The following is a 21,872-nucleotide window of genomic DNA, read 5'->3' as shown; positions in this document are numbered from 1 at the left end:
CGTCTTTGCGGAGTCGAGCATCAAAATTTGAGATAAATCACAACTTAGTTGACGCTATCTCATCTTTGAAACAAAAAAACGGCACTGAATTCAGTGCCGTTTTTGATTCTTCATTTGCTAATTATCGCAATTAACTTTGGCTATTAGTCATATCCACAGTAATTGCTACAGCTTCATCAAGATAAGCATCAGGTGCTTCATAGTCTTTTGGCACATCATCGATGGTAGCAAAAGGCTTCTTACCCAAGGCTTTTTGACGTTTGTTCAAACGAGCCAGACGATCAGCTTCATCTTGGTCTTGTTCTGCAATACGTTTTTTCTCGTTAAGAGAAATTGTCTTGATATCTTTTTCAGCTTGATACTTCGCAATATCTTCAAGAATGAAGCCAAACTCCATGTCTTTGTTGATACGCTTGTCATGGTTCTTCGTTAGCGAAGGTAGCACTGCAGAGAAGTTATCTACTTTCTGGTAACCCGCAGGTTTAATGCTATCCCATGGCAATGCATTATCTTCAACGCTTTCACCTGTATCAGCAGGATCAATCGCAGTTGGGAAGCGAATATCAGGCACAACACCTAGATTCTGAGTACTGCCACCATTAATGCGGTAGAACTTCTGAATTGTGTACTGTACATGACCCAATGGCTTATCGAACAAATCATAGATATGGTTGAGCGAACGGTGCTGCTGCACTGTGCCTTTACCAAATGACTGCTCACCTAATACCACTGCGCGACCGTAATCTTGCATTGCTGCTGCAAAGATTTCAGATGCCGATGCACTGTAACGGTTGATCAGTACAGATAATGGACCATCAAAGTAAACGCGATCATCAGAATCACCATTCACTTTCACGCGACCATAACTATCACGCACTTGTACAACCGGACCGCCTTCAATAAACAATCCTGTCAGCGCTGTCGCTTCTGTTAACGCACCACCGCCGTTGTTACGAAGGTCAATCACAACACCGTCAACTTGTTGGTCATTTAATTTAGCCAACTCTTTCTTGGTGTCTTCCGCTAAGCCGACGTAGAAACTTGGTACTTCAATCACACCAATTTTCTTACCGCCTTTCACTTTCACTTCCGATTTTACGGCACGATCTTCAAGACGGATCTTGTCGCGTGTAATTGTGACATCGTAACTTTTAGCGTTTTTGCTTTCAGGCAAAATCTGTAATACAACCTTACTGCCCTTAGGGCCTTTAATTAGCTGTACTACATCGTCTAATCGCCAGCCGATAACGTCGACGATTTCTTTACCTTCTTGCCCTACCCCGATAATACGGTCACCAGCTGTCAGTTTCTTCGACGCAGAAGCCGGCCCACCAGCAACAAGTGAACGAATTACCGTGTAATCGTCTACCACTTGGAGCACGGCACCGATGCCTTCTAACGACAAGTTCATTTCAGACTGGAACTGTTCCGCATTACGCGGTGACAAGTAGCTAGTGTGCGGATCAACTTCACGCGCAAACGCATTCATGTAAATTTGGAATACGTCTTCGCTGTGCGACTGTGTTAAACGTTTCAACGCATTGTTGTAACGCTTACCCAGTGTTTCTTTAATTTCTTTCCACTCTTTACCAGCAAGCTTGAGATTCAACGCATCGTATTTAACACGCTTACGCCAAATTTCATTCAACGCGTTACGGTCTTTTGCCCACGGTAATTCAGAACGGTCAATAACAATGTCTTCATCGGCATCGAAAGTGATTTCTTTGTCGAGCAGTGTTAAAGCGTACTGATAGCGATCAAATCGACGTTGTAAAGTGGTATTGAAAATAGAGAATGCAGCGGATGAGTCGCCGGATTTAAGCTGGTCATCAAACTCAGTTTCCCACTTCTCAAACGACTTAATATCAGATTGAGTAAGGAAGCTGCGGTTGAAGTCTAACATTTTGACGTAACGGTCAAACATGTCAGCTGAGAATTGATCATCAAGTGCAAATTGCTTGTAGTGAGAACGCGTGAAACGTGATGCGATACGCTTGGATGCGGTTGCATGTTGCTTTTCTGCGGCTAACTGCGGCAAGTCACTTAACGAGTATTTAGCCTCTAGGGCTTGCGCTGATGCTGCCAGCATCATGCCGGCAGCGATCAGTGAGAAACGGAATCGACATTTCATACGTCGAGCATTCTCCTTTACGAACGCAGGTGCTCCGCTTTAACAGCCATAGTTAGACCATTACTTAAACGTACACGCACATCGTCCTTATTGATTTCAACGATTGTCGCCGGCATGTTACCTGAACCCATGTTCACGTTTACGTCTTTGCCAACAACAACTTCGTTAGCTTCTAGAACACGAGTAGATTCAGCAGGCTTTTTATCTAGCTTAGTCGTTTTTTGTTTAGTGTTCTTTGGTTTAGCTGAATTAGTGCGATTTTTTTTCGCTTTAGCTGCACCTTCTTTCGCAGCAGATGCTTTAGCAACTGCTTGCTCTTTACGACGAGCACGTACTTTTGCTTTGCTTTCTTCTAGCGTTTTTTGAGCATGTTCAATGTGCTCTTGCTCTAGCTCACCACAATCGTTGCCATCTAGGTCTACGCGGTTAGCGCCAGGTTTTGCACCGTGAAGGTAACGCCAGGAAGAAGTGTATTGACGAAGAGCTGTACGCAACAATGTTTTGCTTACTTTAGGGTCATCACTAAGACGCTCAGCGAGATCTTGGAAGATACCGATTTTAAGAGGCTTAGCTTCACCTTCAACAGAGAAACATTTAGGGAAACGCTCAGCAATGTATGCAATTACTTCTTTACTGTTCGTTAACTTTTCAGAGTTTTCCATGGATTTTCCTGACATAAAGCGAGACTGTCTCGCTGTTAGTACTTTGTTCAAAAAGAAATAGTTGGGGCTATTATAGTTACCTAAAGTTGAAAAACCACCGAAAGCATTAAATTAGAGGTGTTTTTGTAGCCCTTCAACCAAAGAAATCAGCCCCTGTTCATCAAATTGGTCAAATCTTGACAAGCTAGGGCTGTCGATATCAAGTACACCGTACAATTCACCGCCAACTCGGAATGGGATCACTATCTCAGAATTGCTTGCGACATCACAGGCAATATGACCAGCGAACTGGTGAACATCTTCGACACGCTGTACAGCATCTTCGGCAATCGCAGTACCGCATACACCTCGCCCTACGGGAATGCGCACGCAAGCGACCTTGCCTTGAAATGGTCCTAGAACCAATTGTTCGCCTTTCAGCAGATAAAAGCCGACCCAATTAATATCCTCTAACTCCATATTGAGTAAAGCACTAATATTAGAAAGGTTAGCAATGAGATCGGATTCATCTTCAATGATGGCAACAGCCTGTTTCGTAATGCGCTCATAAAACGCAAGTTTATTTTCCATAGCCTACTCCTTGTTTAGCCGCTAGAATGGCGCACCTTGTTAATAATAGGAATCATTATCAAAGTGAAAGATTCTGCAAATCAAATGATTAACTGGTCTTGGCTACTAAAGCAAGCAAAACGTCACCGACCACGGTTAATTACTGCCAATATCATCGCAATCATAGCGACACTGGTTAGCGTCCCTATCCCGCTATTGATGCCGCTGATGGTAGATGAAGTGCTGCTTGATAAACCAGCCGACGGCATTGCCTTCTTAAACACCTTCTTGCCGAGTTCACTTCAAGGGGCGACTGCCTACATCGTACTTGTATTGGTGATGGTGGTGCTTATGCGCATCATCAGCCAAGCGTTAAACATTCTACAAAGCCGCCAATTTACCTTGGTCGCTAAAGATATCACCTATTTATTACGCCAACGTTTAATCGACAAATTAGGTCGTATTAGCATGCGTCAATACGAAGAACGTGGCAGCGGTGGTATTACATCTCACCTTATCACTGACATCGAAACTATTGATAAGTTCGTTGGTGATACACTTAGTCGTTTCTTAATCAGTCTGTTAACCGTCATTGGTACAGCCTCTATCCTATTGTGGCTTAACTGGGAGCTGGGCTTATTCATCTTACTGGTCAACCCTGTGGTGGTTTACGCATCTCGCCTAATGGGCAGTCGCGTTAAGAACCTTAAGAAGATGGAAAACCAAGCGTTTGAGAAGTTCCAACAACGCTTAGTCGAAACCTTGGATGGCTTATACCAATTACGTGCTGCTAACCGTGAACGTGAGTTTCTCACTCAGCTAAAATCAAATGCCAAGGATATCCGCACCAGTGCGGATAAATACGCTTGGCAATCAGAAGCTGCGGGCCGCATTTCCTTCCTATTATTTCTAGTTGGCTTTGAGCTTTTCCGCGCAGCGGCCATGCTCATGGTGATCTTCAGTGATTTAACCATAGGTCAAATGTTTGCAGTATTTGGCTACTTATGGTTCATGCTAAGTCCAGTTCAAGAACTGCTCGGTATCCAATTTGCGTGGTATAGCGCTTCGGCTGCGATGCAACGTTTGAACGGCTTAATGGCGCTAGAAGAAGAGGTTCGCCCTGTTGCCACGGTTAACCCATTTAAGCCTAACCATGCACTCAGCATTGATGTTGAAAATGTTCACTTCTCTTATGACGATGATAAAGAAGTGCTACGCGGACTTAGCTTATCGATCCCTGCTGGCAAACGCGTCGCGCTAGTCGGTGCTTCTGGCGGTGGTAAATCTACTTTGATTCAGCTGTTGTTGGGGATTTATCAGAAAGCTTCTGGCAACATTCGCATCAACGGTGAGAAGATAGAAGATGTAAGTTACGAGGCACTACGCGAAAAAATGGCCGTGGTGTTACAGCAGCCCGTTCTATTTAATGACACCTTAAGGCATAATCTCACTTTAGGCGCAGACTTCGATGATGATGCCCTATGGCAAGCATTAGAAATTGCTCAGCTGACCGATGTCACCAAGCGTCTAACCGATGGTTTAGATACTGAGATCGGACGTCAAGGTATCCGCCTTTCAGGTGGTCAACGACAACGTTTAGCAATTGCCCGAATGATTTTAGCTAATCCAGAATTCGTCATTTTAGATGAAGCAACTTCAGCACTGGATACGGCAACGGAAGCAGCCCTTCATACAGCGTTGAACTTATTCTTAAAAGATAAGACAACCTTGATTGTGGCTCACCGTTTATCGGCAGTGAAACAAGCGGATATTATCTACGTACTTGAGGATGGAAAACTCAGTCAAACTGGTACGCACGATGAGTTAGTACAAGAAGAAGGACTATATCAAACCTTGTACGGGTCAATTCAGACACCAAATCGTCAACCTAGTGTCGATATTCCGCCGCTAACTATAGCCAGAGCCGACGTAAAATAATATAGTGTTCGTTTAGCCGCTGCATCATGCAGCGGTTCTTTTATTCATGAACAACTCATGCTTTGCTCAGTATGAGCTAGCAAAGATTTTTTAAAGGATTAACCACCCCATGTCGACGGCTCGCCTCTGCCCAGGTTGCGATTTGCCCGTGATGCCTCAAGTGGCATTACGTCATCAAAGCGCCTACTGCCCTCGTTGCAACACCCGACTCTACCGTGGTGGTTTTATCCGTTTCAGCGGCGAATTTGCGCTCGCACTTGCTTGCTTAATTCTCTTTTTACCTGCTCATATTTACCCGATGATCACCATCCGTTTATTCGGACAAATGATCCCAGCTACACTGCCTGCGGGTACTTTCACCCTTGCGCCTGAATTTCCTGCGGTCGCTTTTCTGATCTTATTCTGTAGCACTATCGCGCCTCTGCTCGTCAGTTGTGCCGTTCTTACCGCACAGTTAGGTTTGAAAATTCGTCACTTTAAGCTGTTCAAAACCTCAATGTGGATCATCCAGCATCTTAAACATTGGGCAATGTACGAAGTATTTTTGGTGAGCTTGGGGATTTCTTGCTTCAAAGTGCAAGATTACGCTGATATTTATATTGGTCCAGGCTTGATCAGCTTGGTGATCTTACAAATCTTGATGCTATTACTGATCACCCGAATCAGCCCTAACCGCTATTGGGAAGCATGGCAACCAGAAACCAACCATGAGCCAAATGCACTCGCCTATCATTGCCATAGTTGTCATTTAAGCCAAGAAGAAGGTAGCCACTGCAAACGTTGTAATGCAGCGCTTCATTCAAGAATGCCGAACTCAATCCAAAAAACGTGGGCATACTTGATTTCAGCGACGATTTTTATCTTCCCGGCTAACTTGTTCGCGATTTCTATTTTCTTAAATAATGGTAAACGTGCTGAAGACACCATCTTTTCAGGTGTTGCACACCTTGTGAAAACGGGTATGCCGGGCATTGCCGCCATTATTTTCATTGCCAGTATCGTAGTGCCAGTCGCTAAAATTTTAGGGCTTGCCTACATCCTGCTTTGTATTCAGTTCAAACGTCGTGTTTATCACCGCCAACGTATGCACCTTTACCGCATCATTCAATGGATTGGTAAATGGTCAATGATGGATTTATTCGTTATTTCCATCATGGTGGCATTGATCGACCGAGGACAAATTCTTGATTTCACACCCGGCCCGGGCGCAGTGTCGTTCGGTATTGTGGTGGTGCTAACTATGTTGGCCGCTGAAAGCTTAGATTCGCGCTTGATATGGGATAACTATGAACAACGGAAACAATAACCAACCAGAGCCCGTCGATATTCGCCGTGACAGGTCAATATCCCCACTTTGGTTACTGCCAATTTTGGCTTTTGCGCTTGCCGGTTGGCTGGTGTTTAAAGCTGTTAATGATGCTGGGCAACGGATCCAAATTCACTTTAACGATGCTGCTGGTTTAATTGCTGGACGCACGACTATTCGCTATCAAGGTCTTGAAGTGGGTATTGTGCGTGACATTAACTTATCTGACGACCTCGAAAGCATCTATGTTGAAGCCGATATCTACCCAGAGGCAGTTCAAACCTTAAATACAGGCACCCGTTTTTGGTTAGTGAAACCTAAAGCGTCAATCACTGGTATTTCTGGTTTAGATGCATTAGTTTCCGGTAACTACATCGCGCTACAGCCGGGAGAAGGTGAAGCAACGCAAGAATTCATCGCGTTAGACTCACAGCCTTCTGACACCCCTATCGGCGCAGGTTTATCGATTCAGCTACGTGCACCCGATCTAGGCTCAATCAGTATTGGCTCACAGGTGTTTTACAAAAAAATCCCTGTCGGTGAAGTGTACAACTACACCTTGAGCGAAAATAACAAGCGCGTACTGATTGATGTCTTGATCCAGCCACAATACGCCAACTTAGTCACTAACAAGAGTCGCTTCTGGAATGTGAGTGGCATGAGCGCCAACATCAACTTCAACGGCGTTGATGTTCAGTTCGAAAGCTTATCAGCCATGATTGCAGGTGCGATTGCGTTTGACTCACCCGACGAAGGTCTGCCAATTGACACCAATCACTTGTTCCGCCTCTACCCTGATCTCAATACCGCAGGTCGTGGTATCGCGATTAAAATCGAACTACCAGAAAACAGTAATGTTAGCGGTGGCGGTGCACCGATAGTTTATCGCGGCCTACAAATCGGTCAAATTTCCGATGTTCGTTTAGACGAGAACCGTAACAAAGTCATTGCCCATGCCGCTGTTGAACCAAGCATGAGCGATTTACTAACTTCAGGCTCTAGTATCTTGCTAGAAGAAGCCGAAGTATCACTAACTGGTGTGAAAAACATTGGCAACTTGATCCGTGGTAACTACCTCACCCTTATCCCAGGTGAAGGTCAGCCTAGCCGTCAGTTCAAAGCCATCACTCAAGATGAGTTACAAGAAAACCAGCAAGGCGTAGCGACATTTAGCTTGTACGCTGACAGCAGCCATGGCGTAAAACGCGGAACTAAGATCCTTCATCGTGGTATCGAAGTTGGTCGTGTTACTAAGGTTTTCCTAGATAAACAAAACGTACGCTTTAATGTGATTGTTAAGGCGGAATACCGCTCACTGATTGGCTCCGCAAGCCGCTTCTTTATTGATGGTGGCATCAAAGCCAATATCAGTAGCAAAGGCTTAGATGTTAGCTTGCCACCAGCAGAGCAATTGATCAGCACAGGAATCAGCTTCACCAGTGGTGGTAGCAAGAAGATCGCTAAAGAGTACCCGCTATATAAAAGTGAAAGCCTTGCTCAACTGGCTTCTGATAATGCCAAAGGGTTCGCCAACTACACCTTAGTGGCTGATGAACTACCGCCAGTCTCGGAAGGTAGCCCAGTGCTATACCGTAATCTTCAAGTCGGTGAAGTTACTCGCTACGCCCTAACCTCAACGGGTATTTCAGTATCGCTGAAAATTGAAAACCGCTACCGTCACCTTGTGAAAGCGAACACTGTATTCTGGAATCGCTCTGGGGTTGAAGTAGAAGCTGGTCTTGGTGGCGTGAAAATCACCGCATCGCCAGTGGCGACTTTGATTAAAGGTGGCATCGCCTTTGATGAAATTGACGGTGTCAGCAACAAGCAAAACGGTCGCTTCAAAATTTACTCAAGCCTTAGCGAAGCACGCAACTTTGGTCAGGAAATCCACCTATCAGCGAAAGATGCGCGTTCTTTAGCAGTAGGAACGGAAATCCGTTACCACGGCATTGCGATTGGTAAAGTAACCGAGATCACTCCTGATTTTGAAAGCGAAAGCGTTGATATTAAAGCGCGTCTATTCCCTAAATTTGCTCATGTTATTGCACGTGCAGGAAGCTACTTCTGGATTGTGAAACCAAAACTTAGCCTAACAGAAACCAAAAACCTTGATAGCTTATTGAGCTCGTACATTTCTGTGACGCCGGGCAAAGGCATTAAACAACAAACTTTTGCTCTCGGTAGTGCGGAATTGGTTAACGCTGGCCTCACTCTGGTTCTGGAAAGTGAGAAGCGCAACTCTATTAGCGAAGGAACACCACTGCTCTACCGTGATATTCAGGTAGGTCAGGTAGTAAAAGTGAGCTTAGGTGATCTTTCTGATCGCGTCATGATTGAAGCCCAGATTGAACAGGAGTACAGCCACCTTGTTCGTAAGGACACCGTATTCTGGAACGTATCTGGTTTTGATGTCTCAATTGGCATCACGGGTGCAACAGTTAATAGCGGCACAGTTGATAGCTTAATCCGAGGCGGTATTGCTTTCGCGACCCCAGAAAAACACCCGTTAGCCCCTATCGCTAAGCAAAACACTCACTTCTTACTTAACAAGAGTGCGAAACCTGAGTGGAAAGAGTGGCGCACAGCCATTCCTCGTGATTAATCACAATCCATATTAAAGATGAAAGGAGCGCTTCGGTGCTCCTTTTTGTTTTTCCTGTCTCTGAGTCTTCGATTAATTAGCCGATTTACGTTAAACTCACCCGCAAATTACGCCAGTTAATGAGACACTCCCTTGCATTCTAAAATCTATATCCCTGAAGACTTCATTGAACTGATCCGCAGCACCATGCCTGCTAACCTCGATATGGACGAGTTCCTCGCGTGTTGTAAAACGCCGCTTCGCCGTAGTATTCGAGTGAACACCTTAAAAATCAGTGTTGATGACTTCCTTGCTCGTGTTGCCGATAAAGACTGGACCTTAACACCTGTACCTTGGTGTGAAACTGGTTTTTGGATTGAACGTGAAGACGAAGAAACCGTCTCGCTAGGTAACACTGCTGAGCATTTAGCTGGCCTATTCTACATTCAAGAAGCAAGCTCAATGATGCCAGTCACTGCGCTGCTTGCTGACAACGATCAACTTGATTGTGTACTTGATATGGCGTCTGCGCCGGGTTCAAAAACAACTCAAATTGCAGCAGCAATGCAAAACCAAGGTGCGCTAGTTGCCAATGAACTAGCGGCTAGCCGTATCAAGGTTCTACACTCGAATCTGCAACGTTGCGGTGTTTATAACGCCTCCCTAACCCACTTTGATGGCTGTGTATTCGGTGGCTGGGCTCCTGAATCTTTTGATTCAATCTTGCTTGATGCGCCATGTTCTGGCGAAGGTGCGATCCGCAAAGATGAAGATGCAATGGCTAACTGGTCACTATCTTCAATTGAAGACATTGCGGAAGTACAACGCAACCTCATCATCAGTGCATTCCAAGCCTTAAAACCGGGCGGCGTAATGGTGTATTCAACCTGTACACTGAATCGCACTGAAAACCAGGATGTTTGCCATTTCCTAAAAGAGACCTTCGGTGATGCGGTTGAATTTGAACCACTGAACGATCTGTTCGACGGTGCGCAGCAATCAACGACCGAAGAAGGTTTCCTCCACGTTTACCCACAGATTTTTGATAGCGAAGGTTTCTTTGTTGCTCGCATTCGCAAGCATGCTTCTGTTGAAACCCCGAAAGTAAAAAAACGCATGGGTAAGTTTCCGTTTTCGATGGTTAGCGATAAAGAGCACAAAGATATTGCTGCAAGCCTTAAACAAACCTTGGATATCACGATTCCAGAGCACAGCGACATTTGGGTACGTGATAAAGAACTCTGGTTGTTCCCGAAAAACCTGCGCCCACTGCTGACAGAAATTCGTTTCCAACGTATGGGGATCAAACTAGCTGAGCAACATAAGAAAGGCTACCGCTGGCAGCACGAAGCCATCATGGCACTAGCGAAAGGCGATGAAAGCGTGTCTGTTACACTGAATGCTGAGCAAGCCAAAGAATGGTTTATGGGTCGTGATATTCGCCCAGAGAACCTATCCGGTAAAGGCGAAGTGATCGTCATTTACCGTGATTACCCAATCGGTATTGGTAAGTGGGTCGGCAACCGCATTAAGAATGGTCTACCTCGTGAGATGGTGCGTGATACTAATCTATTTAATATCTAGTAGTTTGATATCTAATAGGTAAATATCCAGTGATTGGTATTTAGCAGCCCTAATCTTGCTGCTGTATCCGATTCTCATTGCTAAAACTGGTAAATTATACTGCGTGAACTAACATTGATAGTGTAATTGATCTCCATTTACTAACCAGTTAGCGCAAGGCTCTCACGAGCCATTCCCCTAAGCCCGAAACAGGAGTCGTTTCGGGCTATTTTTTGCCTTGCTTATAGCCACATCCTCGCAACTCAACATTCTCATTCGATTTTTTCGAACAAGTTGACCAACTTCTGTGGATGTTACTTCACCTCGCCAACTCTTATAGTAACGCCATCAGCACAGAGCACTACTTCATCAAACATAGACTGATTGAAACAGCTCATGTGAATTCATTAGAGGAAAATCATTATGGCTAAGGTTCTTGTTCTTAAATCCAGCATTCTCGGCGACTACTCACAATCAAACGCGTTGGTTGACCACTTACTAAACCAGTGGGAAGGAAAAACCGATGCCATTATCGAGCGTGATTTAGTGTCTTCACCGCTACCTATGCTGGATGGTCAAGTTGCCAATGCTTTACGTGGTGGCGATCAACTTTCAGAAGAACAACAATCTGTATTGGCACTTTCAGACCAGTTAATTGATGAAATTAAAGCTAGCGATACCATTATTATGGCTGCGCCAATGTACAACTTTATGGTACCGACTCAATTGAAAAACTGGTTCGATCTCATTGCACGTGCAGGTGTCACTTTCTCATACACAGAAACAGGCCCTGTTGGCTTACTAACCGACAAGAAAGTGATCGTAGTGACGACTCGTGGTGGCATTCACAAAGATGCACCAAGCGATACCCTAACACCTTACTTACGTAACATGCTGGGCTTTGTAGGCATGACTGACGTGAACTTCATTTACGGTGAGGCTTTAGCTATGGGTGATGAGATGGCATCACAATCACTCAATAGCGCAAAACAAGCACTGGCAGAGATCAACGCTTAATAAATCTACTACCCTGAATACGACAAAACGAGGCCCGCAGCCTCGTTTTTTTTATTCCATTTAGAAAGCCGTTTTTAGGGCTAGAAAAGTAAATTTACTTCTTCTGGTCCATCATGGCTTTTAAATTCGCAAAAGGGTTAAAAGTCGCCGCTTCGTGCTCATCTTCCCCTGCTTTCACTACGCTGCCCATTTGCTGATCATGCTCAGTGTATTTCTCATGTTCATGATCGTGACAAAACAAACACAACAACTCCCAATTACTACCGTCTTCAGGGTTGTTAGTATGGTCATGATCCACATGGTGAACTGTCAATTCACGCAAATTTGAATAAACAAACTCACGCGAACAACGACCACATACCCAAGGGTACAATTTCAGGGCTTTCTCACGGTAATCTTGTTCTTTGCGCTTATAGGCCGCACTTGTGCCGTAAAAATCTGATGACATTTTTCAACTCATACAACTATCACTAAGGTAAATATACCCTTCAATTTCCGTCGCGCACAGGCTTAGCCCTACAAAATGTGGGGATGAGCATAAATTCCATCACAAATTATTGCGAGCCAACTCCCACTCTTAGCTGTCAGCTCGCCTGTTTTGTGACGGTGTCACTACATTTATAGGCTTTATTGATAAATTCCGATATCAATTTAATCGCATCTCGCGACTCACTTAATTGATAGAACAAGGGATAAACGTGCGGCACCCCTTTCACAATGTTCAATGTTACGTCGCCACCCTGTGCACTCATTTTCTCTGCAAGACGAATAGCATCATCCATCAATAGCTCTTCTGTTCCTGCTGTAACAAAGCATGGCGGTAAACCATGTAGTTCAGCGTAATAAGGGGAGATATCCGGATCACAAGGGTTATGATTACCTAAATAGTTATTGCGCATTAGCAACAAACTACTTAAATCGAAAAAAGGATCGTCTTTACTCTTAGTGAAGGCTGATTCCCCCGTTACTGCCATATCTGTAACGGGCGATAACAATACGATACCAGCTGGCATAGGCATTTTTGCATCACGTAAGCGCAATAAAGTCGTTAACGCAAGATTTCCACCTGCTGAGTCACCGGCAAGAATGATATTTTGAGGTAAATACCCTTTCACCAATAGCGCCTGATAAACCGCGAAGCACTCATCGGGAGCCGCTGGGTAAGGTTTTTCCGGGGATAAACTGTAATTTACCATTAAACCGCGACTACGCGTTTGCTGCGCGACACGCGCTAAGAAGGCATTGTGAATGTTCGGGCTATAAAAACAAAAGCCACCACCATGAAAATACACAATGATTTTGTTACCGCTACTTTGCGGCATATTCACCCAGTCACAAGCCACATTAGCAAATTTTGTGGGTGTCACGTCCATTTGCTTTGGCGTAGAGATTAATGCACCGTAGTTATCAATACTCAATATCAGCTCACGCATTTCGAGCGTTGAGGTACAACGCGCAAGTCGTTGTCGCATGACGCGATAGAGCAATTTATTGAATGCACGATTACGCCAACTATCCATAATCACCACCTTTCGTTCGCTATCAACCTGCTCCAAAATGAAACAACTCTGATATAAACGTAGAAGCTTATTACTCAGTTGGTCAATCACAGCTCAAAGACTTATGACAAAATTAAGCAAATAGATGTCATAAAATCGTTACATGACCGACAATTTTTACTTATGCCACCAGCTATTTAGTCAGCAACATGCTACGTCCAGTGTTGCGGTATCCTCGTTTGTACGCCCTTTGTCAATATGAGCAAACTTGATACAAAAAAGGGGCACATGCATGGCTCACGTGCCCCCGAACTCCTAACGTCGCTGTCACGTTAGGAAAAGACAGCAACAACTTGGCTGGCATGAGCGCCAGATGCCCTAGCGCTCTAAGCTGTGCTGCCTCAGCTGGCAGTTACTGAGCTTCTGCCAACTTTTCGACAGCTTCTGTAAGCTTGTCGATTTTCTCATCCATGCGTTCTAGTTTTTCACGGTCAACACCGCTTAGACGGTAGAACAAGTCGTTCATGCCGGCTTCAACTTCATCAGTTGCTTTTTCAGCATTCTTACCGATGCATTCTTTCGCTTCGGTTTCAACTTCTTTACCGCGCTCAACTAGCTCATCGAACACCACGTTGGTTTTTTCGTTAAGTTGTTGTGCTTCTTCAAGGGTGCGGCTGTATAAACCTAAGCCTGCTAGCCAGATATTACGCGCTACCCCTTCCCCGCTTTCTACGACGTTTTTAGCCGCTTTCACTACTGTTTTATCGATCATATTACTATCCCCCTGCGTTATACGCTGGATCTTGGTTAATCAATACCAAAGCAAGCTGCCACTGCTTTAGAGTTCACACTTATACTGGCTTCACATCAGCTTTAGGTGCTGGAGCCGGTTTTACTTCAGGTTTGTCTGGTGTGCTTGCCACTACCGGACGAGCTGCTACCTGTGGTGCTGGTTTTGCTTCAGCTTTTGGAGCTGGTGCTGGCGCTGCTTTTGGTTCAGCAGCTTTAGCTGGCTTACGGCGTGCTACGCTAGGTTTACGCGTTGTTTTTGCCGCAGGCTTTTTCGCTTCTGCTTTTTTAGCTGGTACCTTTTTTGGCGCTGCTTGGCGGCGCTCCAACAATTTTTCGATGCTCTCAGTTAACTGATCAATCTTGTCATCAACTTGATCTAAGCGCTCGTTGTCGATACCAATCAGTTTTTGAACAACTTGGTGTACACGCTCTTCGATAGCCACTGTTGTTTCGCTTCGTGCAGTGTGAACACGCTCTTTAGTATTCGCTTCAACTTCACGACCACGTTCAATCAGTTCATCGAACAGGCTTTTGCCTTTATCAGAAAGCTGATTTACCTCATCGGCACTTTTTGCGTAAGCGCCTAAGCCAGCTAACCAAATGTTGTAGACCATAGCATCACGCATAGGACTGTTTTCCTTGCTTGGCTTGTCTGACGTCCGTCTAAAGATGCCCATTATTGTGCTCTCCTTACTCGAAAATAACCTTGTCAGCTGGTGACTTACCCCTGACTGCTTAATTACAGAATAAGAATTTCAATTAGAGTCTTCTTACTAAATCTCAAGTTTATTGTGCGCCAGATCAAACTATTAGAACTTACTGGCAAAGTGGGGATTTGAGGGAGGATTTGTACTGATTTTTCTACCGTAACCTAAACGGCTTGATAGCAAGATAACAAGGCACCTATATTGATGAACACCCAATACAAGAAAAGCGCCGTAGCGCTTCTCTCAAGATGTTCATTAGTTTAAGAGCTGATCAAGCCGTTCCAAGATGCTGGCTTCAATAGATGATGAAAACAAACTGGCTGCGAAGCCCAGCCTTAGCTCTATGGTTATCATGCCCTCTTCAGCAAGCATAAAGCCGCGAGCAGAAGAGTGTCTAATTTCCAACTTTTCGTCTTTCCAGCCCCAGCGGATACCGTATTCCTCAGCAAGTTCTTCGGCAATACTTTCAGACAAGGCGGCAATATGATCAAATTGGTGGTCGTGTTCGCGTTGGATGTATATTGTCACGGTGGCTTCCATTCCTACGTGGTGTTGAGACCCATCAAATGATTGCCGATAGAATTTAATGGCACTCAGTGATAGGGGTAACTCTAATCTAGAATATTTACTTTAATTTTATACCCTACAAAGTTGTTTACTCTTTTTCTGTGTCACAGATCCGATCTCTTTAATTTGTACGCATAATTTCCTATAACTGCAATTAAAATCCAAAAGAAAGGAGTAAACACAAATACCATGATTACGGTGATTTAGAAATAAGGCTCCGGCGCAGTATTCCACGGGCTATCGACGATAACCACAACGCACCACCAGCAGCTATGACGGCGCCTTTCATCGCACGCCGATAAGGTCTTTTCTCAGCAGGCGCTAATAAACTCCCAGCTAACATGCCAGCACCTGCGACTTTAATATAACGATTTTGCTCACCAAACAATAAATAGCCACCGAGCATTAGTACGAGTAAACGCTGAAACTGAGTACACTCGACAGGCAAACCATGCGCCTGACGCACAAACTGTTCGCAGTTCTGTGAAAAAATGTTGTAACGCATACCAATAAAGTTTTTCGCATAATTAAAAGCGGCTTGGGGATCATCACTTGTGATTGTGCTCACAACTATGTCACGACCTTCACAAAACTCTTCAATGGTATCAAATTGTACTCTTCGCCTTTTTTTAGAGTTATGTATTACCCCTCCCACACCATCTGACATTCCATAATGCCAATATGTCGAACAACGAATTTTTAGGACAGTACCAACAGGGTAAACATTAGAAGCCATAATTTGCCTTTCATTTATCTATCGAGTAAAAGCCTATACCAATAATTCGCATACCGCCTCTTCACTGGGCTTGGTGCAATAGTGCAAATGTGTCTCAATCTTTGGAATTATAAGAAACACAAACAAATCCAATAGCGAGGCAACTTAATCCTGTTAATAATTTTATCACTATTCTAAATAAGTATTGGTGGCAAATGATGTTAATGAACAACCCGCATAGGCATGTGATCATTTGTGCTTTTATAATGAGCTTGCTATTTGGGTGTCAGACCGTGCCTACTTTTAGCCAAGCTGAAATAGAAAACGCCATCAATCAACAGCCTCCTTTATATGTGGCATCAGCCCATAATAAAAAGTGCCAAATAGCCTCAAGTCAGTTCGAAGGTAGTTACATTGCAACAGGCGATCTTCCGCACTACCTCTACAACACGGATTTGTTTCATTCCCACCGTTATGACGTTCACAGCACGCTGGCAAAGCATCAATACGATATGTGGGATAAGCTCGCAGCAAATTTAACAATGCCCGTTCCCAATAACCGACGCATTCGCTATTACCGTAAATGGTTTATCAATAAACCGGAACATGTGGTCACAGTAACCGAACGCGCTAAGCCATTCTTGTTTTATATTTATGAGCAAGTCGAAGCACGAAACTTACCCACGGAAATCGCTTTACTGCCCTTCATTGAAAGCTCATTTGATCAGTATGCTTACTCAAATCAAGGCGCGGCAGGTTTATGGCAAATTACTCGCCCAACGGGTAAAACATTTGGTTTGAAGTATTGGCAGGGATATGACGGGCGCCGTGATATCGTCACTTCAACCCAAGCTGCGCTCGATTTATTGGAATACCTACACGCGAAATTTAACGGTAATTGGTTACACGCGATTGCGGCCTACAATACAGGGGAAGGCCGAGTGCGTAATGCGATAAAGAAAAATAAAGCCGCAGGTAAACCCACTGATTTTTGGTCGCTACAACTCCCCAAAGAAACGCGACTCTATGTACCGAAATTGTTAGCCATGTCTTCCATCATTAAGCACCCTAACAATTACGGATTAACACTTAAAACCATTGCGCCTACGCCTGTCGTTAACGAAGTGGTTGTCAACAAACGCGTTAAGTTAAAACAGATTGCAAAAGACGCAGGAGTTGATAGCAAAATTTTGTACGCACTAAATCCTGGCTACACTGGTGGCTACACCGTAAAAGGACGAGATAATCAGCTACTTTTACCACGCCAAGCTTTAGCGACATTCTTTAACAGCAAAGGTACTCGTTATACTAAGCACCGTTATCAGATCCATAAGATCAAAGCGGGCGATTCCTTATACGAAATCGCCCAACTCAATAACACAACGGTGACCTTATTACGCCAATTGAATGATTTGCCAAGTTCCTTTATCACTGCAGGTCAGCAGCTTATTGTGCCAATTACGACCAACTAATTAACTTCGTTTTGAACCGAAAGTCGGGAGTAGGCAATTTTATCGAAATAAGCGCTGATTTCTGACAACGAGATTTTATCGTCTGAGTATGCTTGTGCAGTTTGTTCCATTTGATGGAGCAGCTGTACATCGACTTCGTTATGGGAGAGTGAAAGACCAATCATGATCCCAGCCATCAAACAAGCTGGTGCAATCAAGCTACGAACACCAACTAAAGTACAAAGACCAAACGCTGAGATCATTGTTGCTAAATATATATTCCAATCGGCTTCAAGATAAAATGCAACATACAAAGCCAAGCCTTGTAATAAAGTCCCTAAAATTAAAAACAACAATTTCATTGATATATGCCCTTCCTTGTGGCTTTTCATAAGTATAGCCACAAAAAAATACAGATTTGCTAAAAAAAGTCTGAAAAATAATCCTAAATATCAGTGTGCTGTCTATGATTAATAGAGAACACTAACAATAAGGAGAGATGCCATGCAGCACAACGAATTGATTGATCCTACCGAGATGGGCATTATCGGAAAAGTGACCTTTATTGCTTCTGCTTTTCTAGTCGCAGGTTTAATTTTGATGTAACGCGTGTTTCAGTATTTTTTGAATCTAGTTCCAGCGTCTTCATGATTTTACATTTCGTTTATTTCACCCAGAATCAATTTCTGATCCATTCATATTTAATGAAACAGCATAAAAAAAGCATGGTTTGCACCATGCCTTTTAATTATGCTAATTGTTATTACTTTTCTGAAACTTAACTCTCTAGTTCAGGATCTGTTTCAGCAATTTCAACCATATTTGACGTCGCTTTTTCCGGGAGGTAAACCGAGAAAGTACTACCAATCCCAACTTTGGACTCAACCGTAATTTCTCCACCGATTTCAGTAACAATGCCTTGGCTAACCGATAGACCAAGCCCTGTGCCGCTACGGCGCGTGGTATAAAATGGGTCGAAAATACGATCAACTTTATCTTCTGCAATTCCACAACCGTGATCAGTAATATGAACAACAGCCCCAATAGCTTCACCTTGCTCATTAAGCCAATCTTCGGTTTTTACATGAAGTAAGCCTTTGTCGTCCATCGCATGAACGCCATTCATCTGAAGATTAACCAATACTTGCAACAGCTGATGACGGTTAATTTCAACTCGGCACTTAGCATTGAGTTCCGCCTCAATGAACACGTCTTGCTTCTTAGTACCTGTTCGTACCAGAGTTAAGCTTTCTTCCACCAGCGGATTTAAGTGATGCCATGTCACCTCATCTTGCACCCCACCCTGACGGCTATATTGCAGTAAACTTCGGGTAATATTACGAATACGATCAATCTGCTCGTGAATCGCATCAAGTTCTTCTTTTACACGTTCAGCATCGCCTTCTAGCTCAAACTGCAATAACTCAACATTACCTAAAATCACCGCGGTTGGATTATTGATTTCATGGGCGATCCCCGCGGTTAATTCACCAAGGGCGGCTAGCTTCTCACTTTGTACTAACTTACTCCGCGCATGGTTGAGCAACTTAATATGTTGCTCTAACTCTTCTGTTTTCTCATGCAGACTTTGGGTACGTTCAGCAACTTTATCTTCGAGCTCTAGTGACGCTTGCTTAATGACCTCGTTACGGCTCTCTAGCTGATCCAGCATAGAGTCAAACTGTTTACCCAAGATTTGCAGTTCGTGATCTTGGCTAAGACCTAGCCCGCCAATACGGCGCTCTAAGCCTAACTGAACCGCTTTGACCACTTGGTGAATTTTCTCGATTGGTTGAAACAGATCTTTTGCCCCTCGGTAAACCACCAAGCCAGACAGTAGCAATACAATGACAATACCCACACCAAGTTCAACGATATTGGTTAGGTAAACTTTGATCATTGGCCACTCAAGGTAACCCGTGTAGAGCATGCCGATAATCGCATTGTTATGATCGCGCAGCGGCTCATAAGCCGAGACATACCAATCGTCGTAAACGTAAGCACGATTAAACCAACTCTGCCCTTGTTCCAATACGGTTTCGCGCACATCTTCAGAGACACGGGTACCAATTGCTCGTCCGTTCAAGCTTTCACTATCTAGCGGTACGTTGGTACTTACCCGAATATCGTCCATAAACAGAGTGACGGTTCCAATACTACCTTCTGGCAAAGTATTGGAGGCATAAACAAGATCGCGGATTCTATCAACCAACAAGGTGCTGTTATTTAGCAACATGCCGCCATCTACGATCCATTGCAGCTCACCATGCTCGTTAAAAATAGGAAATAAGCTGCGGCTCACTAAACCACGTGTTTCAACCTTGTGCTCACTCAATAAAGGAATGTGCGCTTTGGCGGGTAAATCTCGATTGAGATTTTCGAGCGCACGCTCATTGAGCACTTGGAAAAAGGTTTGTTCTTTGCCTTGAAGCAAGAGACGACGGCTTGATTTGGAGAATTCCCCTAACGCCGATGCAGGATGCAGCACCACAAAATTCAAACCATAGCGCTTGGCTTGCCCGTTAACCCATTCACTTAAATTGGCTTCATCGGTGCGCAAGCGATGTTGAAACTCATAAGATGATGCCAACGAGCCAAGCTGCATACGCTGCTCGTGTTGCAATAGCTCCATACTATGATGGGCTACCGCTAAATCCGCGCGTACATTTTTCAACGCATTTTGCCAGGTGTACATCACCGTCCAATACATGGTCAGCGCGATTAAGGCGAGCAAAGTGATAATGATAGGTACTGACGTCAGCACTAACAGGCGATAGCGCACCATAGTACGAAAGCGTCGCACCCACATTACAATAAACTGTCTGATATTCATGGGATCACTCGCTATCACAGCACGCCTTCTTCAGCCCAGTCTTTGAATTTACGTTCAAGGGTTTTGCGCGCAACGCCAAGTTGGCGTGCAGCAGCCGACTTATTACCGCCATGCGATTCAACCACTTGTAAGATATGTGCTTTTTCAACGTCTTTAAGTGTCCAATCGCTTGGGTAGCAATATTGCTCGCCCTCGCCTTCCTCATGACAGCGGCATGGACGTTTATCGTCTTCGCTTAAAACGGCAGCGGTGTCATCGCTCATCGCTTGAGGTTGTGCTTTTCGTGGTAAAGGCTCGGCATCGCCTTGTAACTCTCGCCAGTAATCTGCTGGTGGCTTACCTAATAAAATACAGCGCTCCATCATATTACGTAGCTCACGAATGTTACCCGGCCAGTCGTAACTCTGCATCGCTTGAATATCTTCATGGGTCCAGCTCATCGCTTTCATGCCCAACTCTTTGGCAAGCATTTGGGTGAAGTGGTGAGCCAAGGTTGGAATATCATCAAGGCGATCGCGTAACGCAGGTAGATCAATGGTCAAAACGTTAAGGCGGTAATATAAGTCGCGACGGAAACGCCCTTCTTCCACTTCTTCTTTCAAATTACGGTTAGTCGCCGCTACGATACGTACATCAACTTGCACTTCTCGCTCAGCACCAACAGGACGAATCGCCTTTTGCTCTAATGCGCGCAGTAATGACGATTGCATCGATAGTGGCATTTCACCAATCTCATCAAGGAACAAGGTGCCATTATTGGCAACGCGGAATAAGCCTTCACGCCCTTTCTTGGCTCCCGTAAACGCACCTGATACGTGACCAAATAGCTCACTTTCTAAAAGGTCTGGGGCAATCGCGCCACAGTTAAGTGGGACAAAAGGACCCGTTCGATCACTGAGTTGGTGCAATGCACGAGCAACAAGCTCTTTACCTGTACCCGATTCACCTTCTACCAAAACGGCAGCCTGCGAAGGTGCAACTTGGGCAATCAAGGTTTTCATTCGCTGGGTAGAAGCGGCATCACCGATAATATCGATCGGATAAGTACGCTCAACATCGCGTTGCAGCGCAAAATTTTGGCGTTCAACCAAGCGACGCTCAATGCAGCGGCTGACCGATTGCATCATTTGCTCAAGGTTAAACGGCTTTAGGATAAAGTCTGATGCGCCAGCTCGTAGCGCTTTGATCGCAGTATCTAAATCGGCATAACCCGTCATAAAGATCACGTCGCTACGACGAGTAGAAGGATCAAATGCTTCATGCCACTCAATACCAGAACGCCCCGGTAAATTAATGTCGACAATCAGCAGATCAAAATGACAGCGTTTCCGCAACTCTTCCGCTTCTTCAATGCTGCCAGCCACTTCGACTTGGGCAAATTTTTTGCTCAATGCTTTCTTTAAAATGGCGCGCATGCCCGGTTCATCATCAACAACCAGTACTGAAACGGCAGTCCAAAGTGACGTAGACGGAAATTCTGACATAATTCTTATATTCTTTGCTTTTCGGAGAGTGAGACATTTTGTCTCACCGAATACAGTTTTGTCAAAAAACTTAA

The 21,872-nt window shown here is 44.5% G+C and carries 18 protein-coding genes; 6 read left to right on the top strand and 12 right to left on the bottom strand.

All coding sequences use genetic code 11. The annotated features are described in order from the left end of the window. Positions 1–130: 130 nt before the first annotated feature. The 3 genes from prc to A3K86_RS02405 all read right to left on the bottom strand — a co-directional run bounded on the left by prc (position 131) and on the right by A3K86_RS02405 (position 3,363). On the bottom strand, positions 131–2,131 hold the full coding sequence (prc, locus tag A3K86_RS02415) for a carboxy terminal-processing peptidase (protein WP_068327150.1): 2,001 nt from the start codon (positions 2,129–2,131) through the stop codon (positions 131–133). Between the two features lie 17 nt (positions 2,132–2,148). Continuing rightward, a complete protein-coding gene (proQ, locus tag A3K86_RS02410) occupies positions 2,149–2,793 on the bottom strand; it encodes an RNA chaperone ProQ (RefSeq protein ID WP_068327147.1) in 645 nt (214 codons plus the stop codon). A gap of 111 nt (positions 2,794–2,904) precedes the next feature. Beyond that, on the bottom strand, positions 2,905–3,363 hold the full coding sequence (locus tag A3K86_RS02405; protein ID WP_068327142.1) for a GAF domain-containing protein: 459 nt from the start codon (positions 3,361–3,363) through the stop codon (positions 2,905–2,907). 84 nt (positions 3,364–3,447) lie between these two features. On the opposite strand from A3K86_RS02405, the gene A3K86_RS02400 reads away from it, so the two are divergent. From A3K86_RS02400 to A3K86_RS02380, 5 genes are all read left to right on the top strand, one after another. After that, positions 3,448–5,280, top strand: coding sequence for an ABC transporter ATP-binding protein (locus A3K86_RS02400; RefSeq protein ID WP_068330134.1), 1,833 nt, complete (start codon positions 3,448–3,450; stop codon positions 5,278–5,280). 109 nt (positions 5,281–5,389) lie between these two features. Beyond that, positions 5,390–6,586 (top strand): paraquat-inducible protein A, encoded by a 1,197-nt coding sequence (locus A3K86_RS02395; RefSeq protein WP_068327139.1) that lies wholly within the window; start codon positions 5,390–5,392, stop codon positions 6,584–6,586. Continuing rightward, positions 6,567–9,191 carry an MlaD family protein gene (locus A3K86_RS02390; protein WP_068327136.1) on the top strand — a complete coding sequence of 875 codons (2,625 nt, stop codon included), beginning with the start codon at positions 6,567–6,569 and terminating at the stop codon, positions 9,189–9,191. Before A3K86_RS02395 ends, A3K86_RS02390 begins: the two co-directional genes overlap by 20 nt. 132 nt (positions 9,192–9,323) lie before the next feature. Next, positions 9,324–10,754 (top strand): 16S rRNA (cytosine(1407)-C(5))-methyltransferase RsmF, encoded by a 1,431-nt coding sequence (rsmF, locus tag A3K86_RS02385; RefSeq protein ID WP_068327133.1) that lies wholly within the window; start codon positions 9,324–9,326, stop codon positions 10,752–10,754. Between the two features lie 402 nt (positions 10,755–11,156). Beyond that, positions 11,157–11,750, top strand: coding sequence for an FMN-dependent NADH-azoreductase (locus A3K86_RS02380; RefSeq protein WP_068327130.1), 594 nt, complete (start codon positions 11,157–11,159; stop codon positions 11,748–11,750). A gap of 94 nt (positions 11,751–11,844) precedes the next feature. On the opposite strand, the gene A3K86_RS02375 is transcribed toward A3K86_RS02380, so the two are convergent. The 6 genes from A3K86_RS02375 to A3K86_RS02350 all read right to left on the bottom strand — a co-directional run bounded on the left by A3K86_RS02375 (position 11,845) and on the right by A3K86_RS02350 (position 16,051). Continuing rightward, a complete protein-coding gene (locus tag A3K86_RS02375) occupies positions 11,845–12,198 on the bottom strand; it encodes a YajD family HNH nuclease (RefSeq protein WP_068327127.1) in 354 nt (117 codons plus the stop codon). A 136-nt stretch (positions 12,199–12,334) separates the two neighbouring features. Then, on the bottom strand, positions 12,335–13,270 hold the full coding sequence (locus A3K86_RS02370) for an alpha/beta hydrolase (RefSeq protein WP_068327124.1): 936 nt from the start codon (positions 13,268–13,270) through the stop codon (positions 12,335–12,337). 391 nt (positions 13,271–13,661) lie between these two features. Beyond that, a complete protein-coding gene (locus A3K86_RS02365) occupies positions 13,662–14,021 on the bottom strand; it encodes a phasin-related domain-containing protein (RefSeq protein ID WP_068327121.1) in 360 nt (119 codons plus the stop codon). 79 nt (positions 14,022–14,100) lie between these two features. After that, positions 14,101–14,718, bottom strand: a complete 618-nt coding sequence (locus tag A3K86_RS02360; protein WP_068327118.1) for a phasin-related domain-containing protein — start codon at positions 14,716–14,718, stop codon at positions 14,101–14,103. Positions 14,719–15,003: 285 nt separating this feature from the next. Continuing rightward, positions 15,004–15,276: a polyhydroxyalkanoic acid system family protein gene (locus A3K86_RS02355; RefSeq protein WP_232321893.1), complete on the bottom strand. Its 273-nt coding sequence runs from the start codon at positions 15,274–15,276 to the stop codon at positions 15,004–15,006. 232 nt (positions 15,277–15,508) lie between these two features. Next, positions 15,509–16,051: a lecithin retinol acyltransferase family protein gene (locus A3K86_RS02350; RefSeq protein ID WP_068327112.1), complete on the bottom strand. Its 543-nt coding sequence runs from the start codon at positions 16,049–16,051 to the stop codon at positions 15,509–15,511. 272 nt (positions 16,052–16,323) lie between these two features. Between A3K86_RS02350 and A3K86_RS02345 the strand changes: the two genes are divergently transcribed. After that, complete coding sequence (locus A3K86_RS02345; RefSeq protein WP_162844298.1) at positions 16,324–17,502, top strand: transglycosylase SLT domain-containing protein; 1,179 nt, start codon at positions 16,324–16,326, stop codon at positions 17,500–17,502. On the opposite strand, the gene A3K86_RS02340 is transcribed toward A3K86_RS02345, so the two are convergent. The 3 genes from A3K86_RS02340 to A3K86_RS02330 form a co-directional block, all read right to left on the bottom strand. After that, positions 17,499–17,843 (bottom strand): hypothetical protein, encoded by a 345-nt coding sequence (locus tag A3K86_RS02340; RefSeq protein WP_068327104.1) that lies wholly within the window; start codon positions 17,841–17,843, stop codon positions 17,499–17,501. The genes A3K86_RS02345 and A3K86_RS02340 overlap by 4 nt on opposite strands. Before the next feature lie 416 nt (positions 17,844–18,259). Continuing rightward, positions 18,260–20,314 carry a sensor histidine kinase gene (locus A3K86_RS02335; protein ID WP_068327101.1) on the bottom strand — a complete coding sequence of 685 codons (2,055 nt, stop codon included), beginning with the start codon at positions 20,312–20,314 and terminating at the stop codon, positions 18,260–18,262. A gap of 14 nt (positions 20,315–20,328) precedes the next feature. Then, positions 20,329–21,798, bottom strand: a complete 1,470-nt coding sequence (locus A3K86_RS02330) for a sigma-54-dependent transcriptional regulator (protein ID WP_068327098.1) — start codon at positions 21,796–21,798, stop codon at positions 20,329–20,331. Between the last annotated feature and the right edge of the window lie 74 nt (positions 21,799–21,872).

It is taken from the genome of Photobacterium jeanii (genome assembly GCF_001650345.1).
GTDB lineage: Bacteria > Pseudomonadota > Gammaproteobacteria > Enterobacterales > Vibrionaceae > Photobacterium > Photobacterium jeanii.
This window is presented reverse-complemented; position numbering and strand designations above follow the sequence as displayed.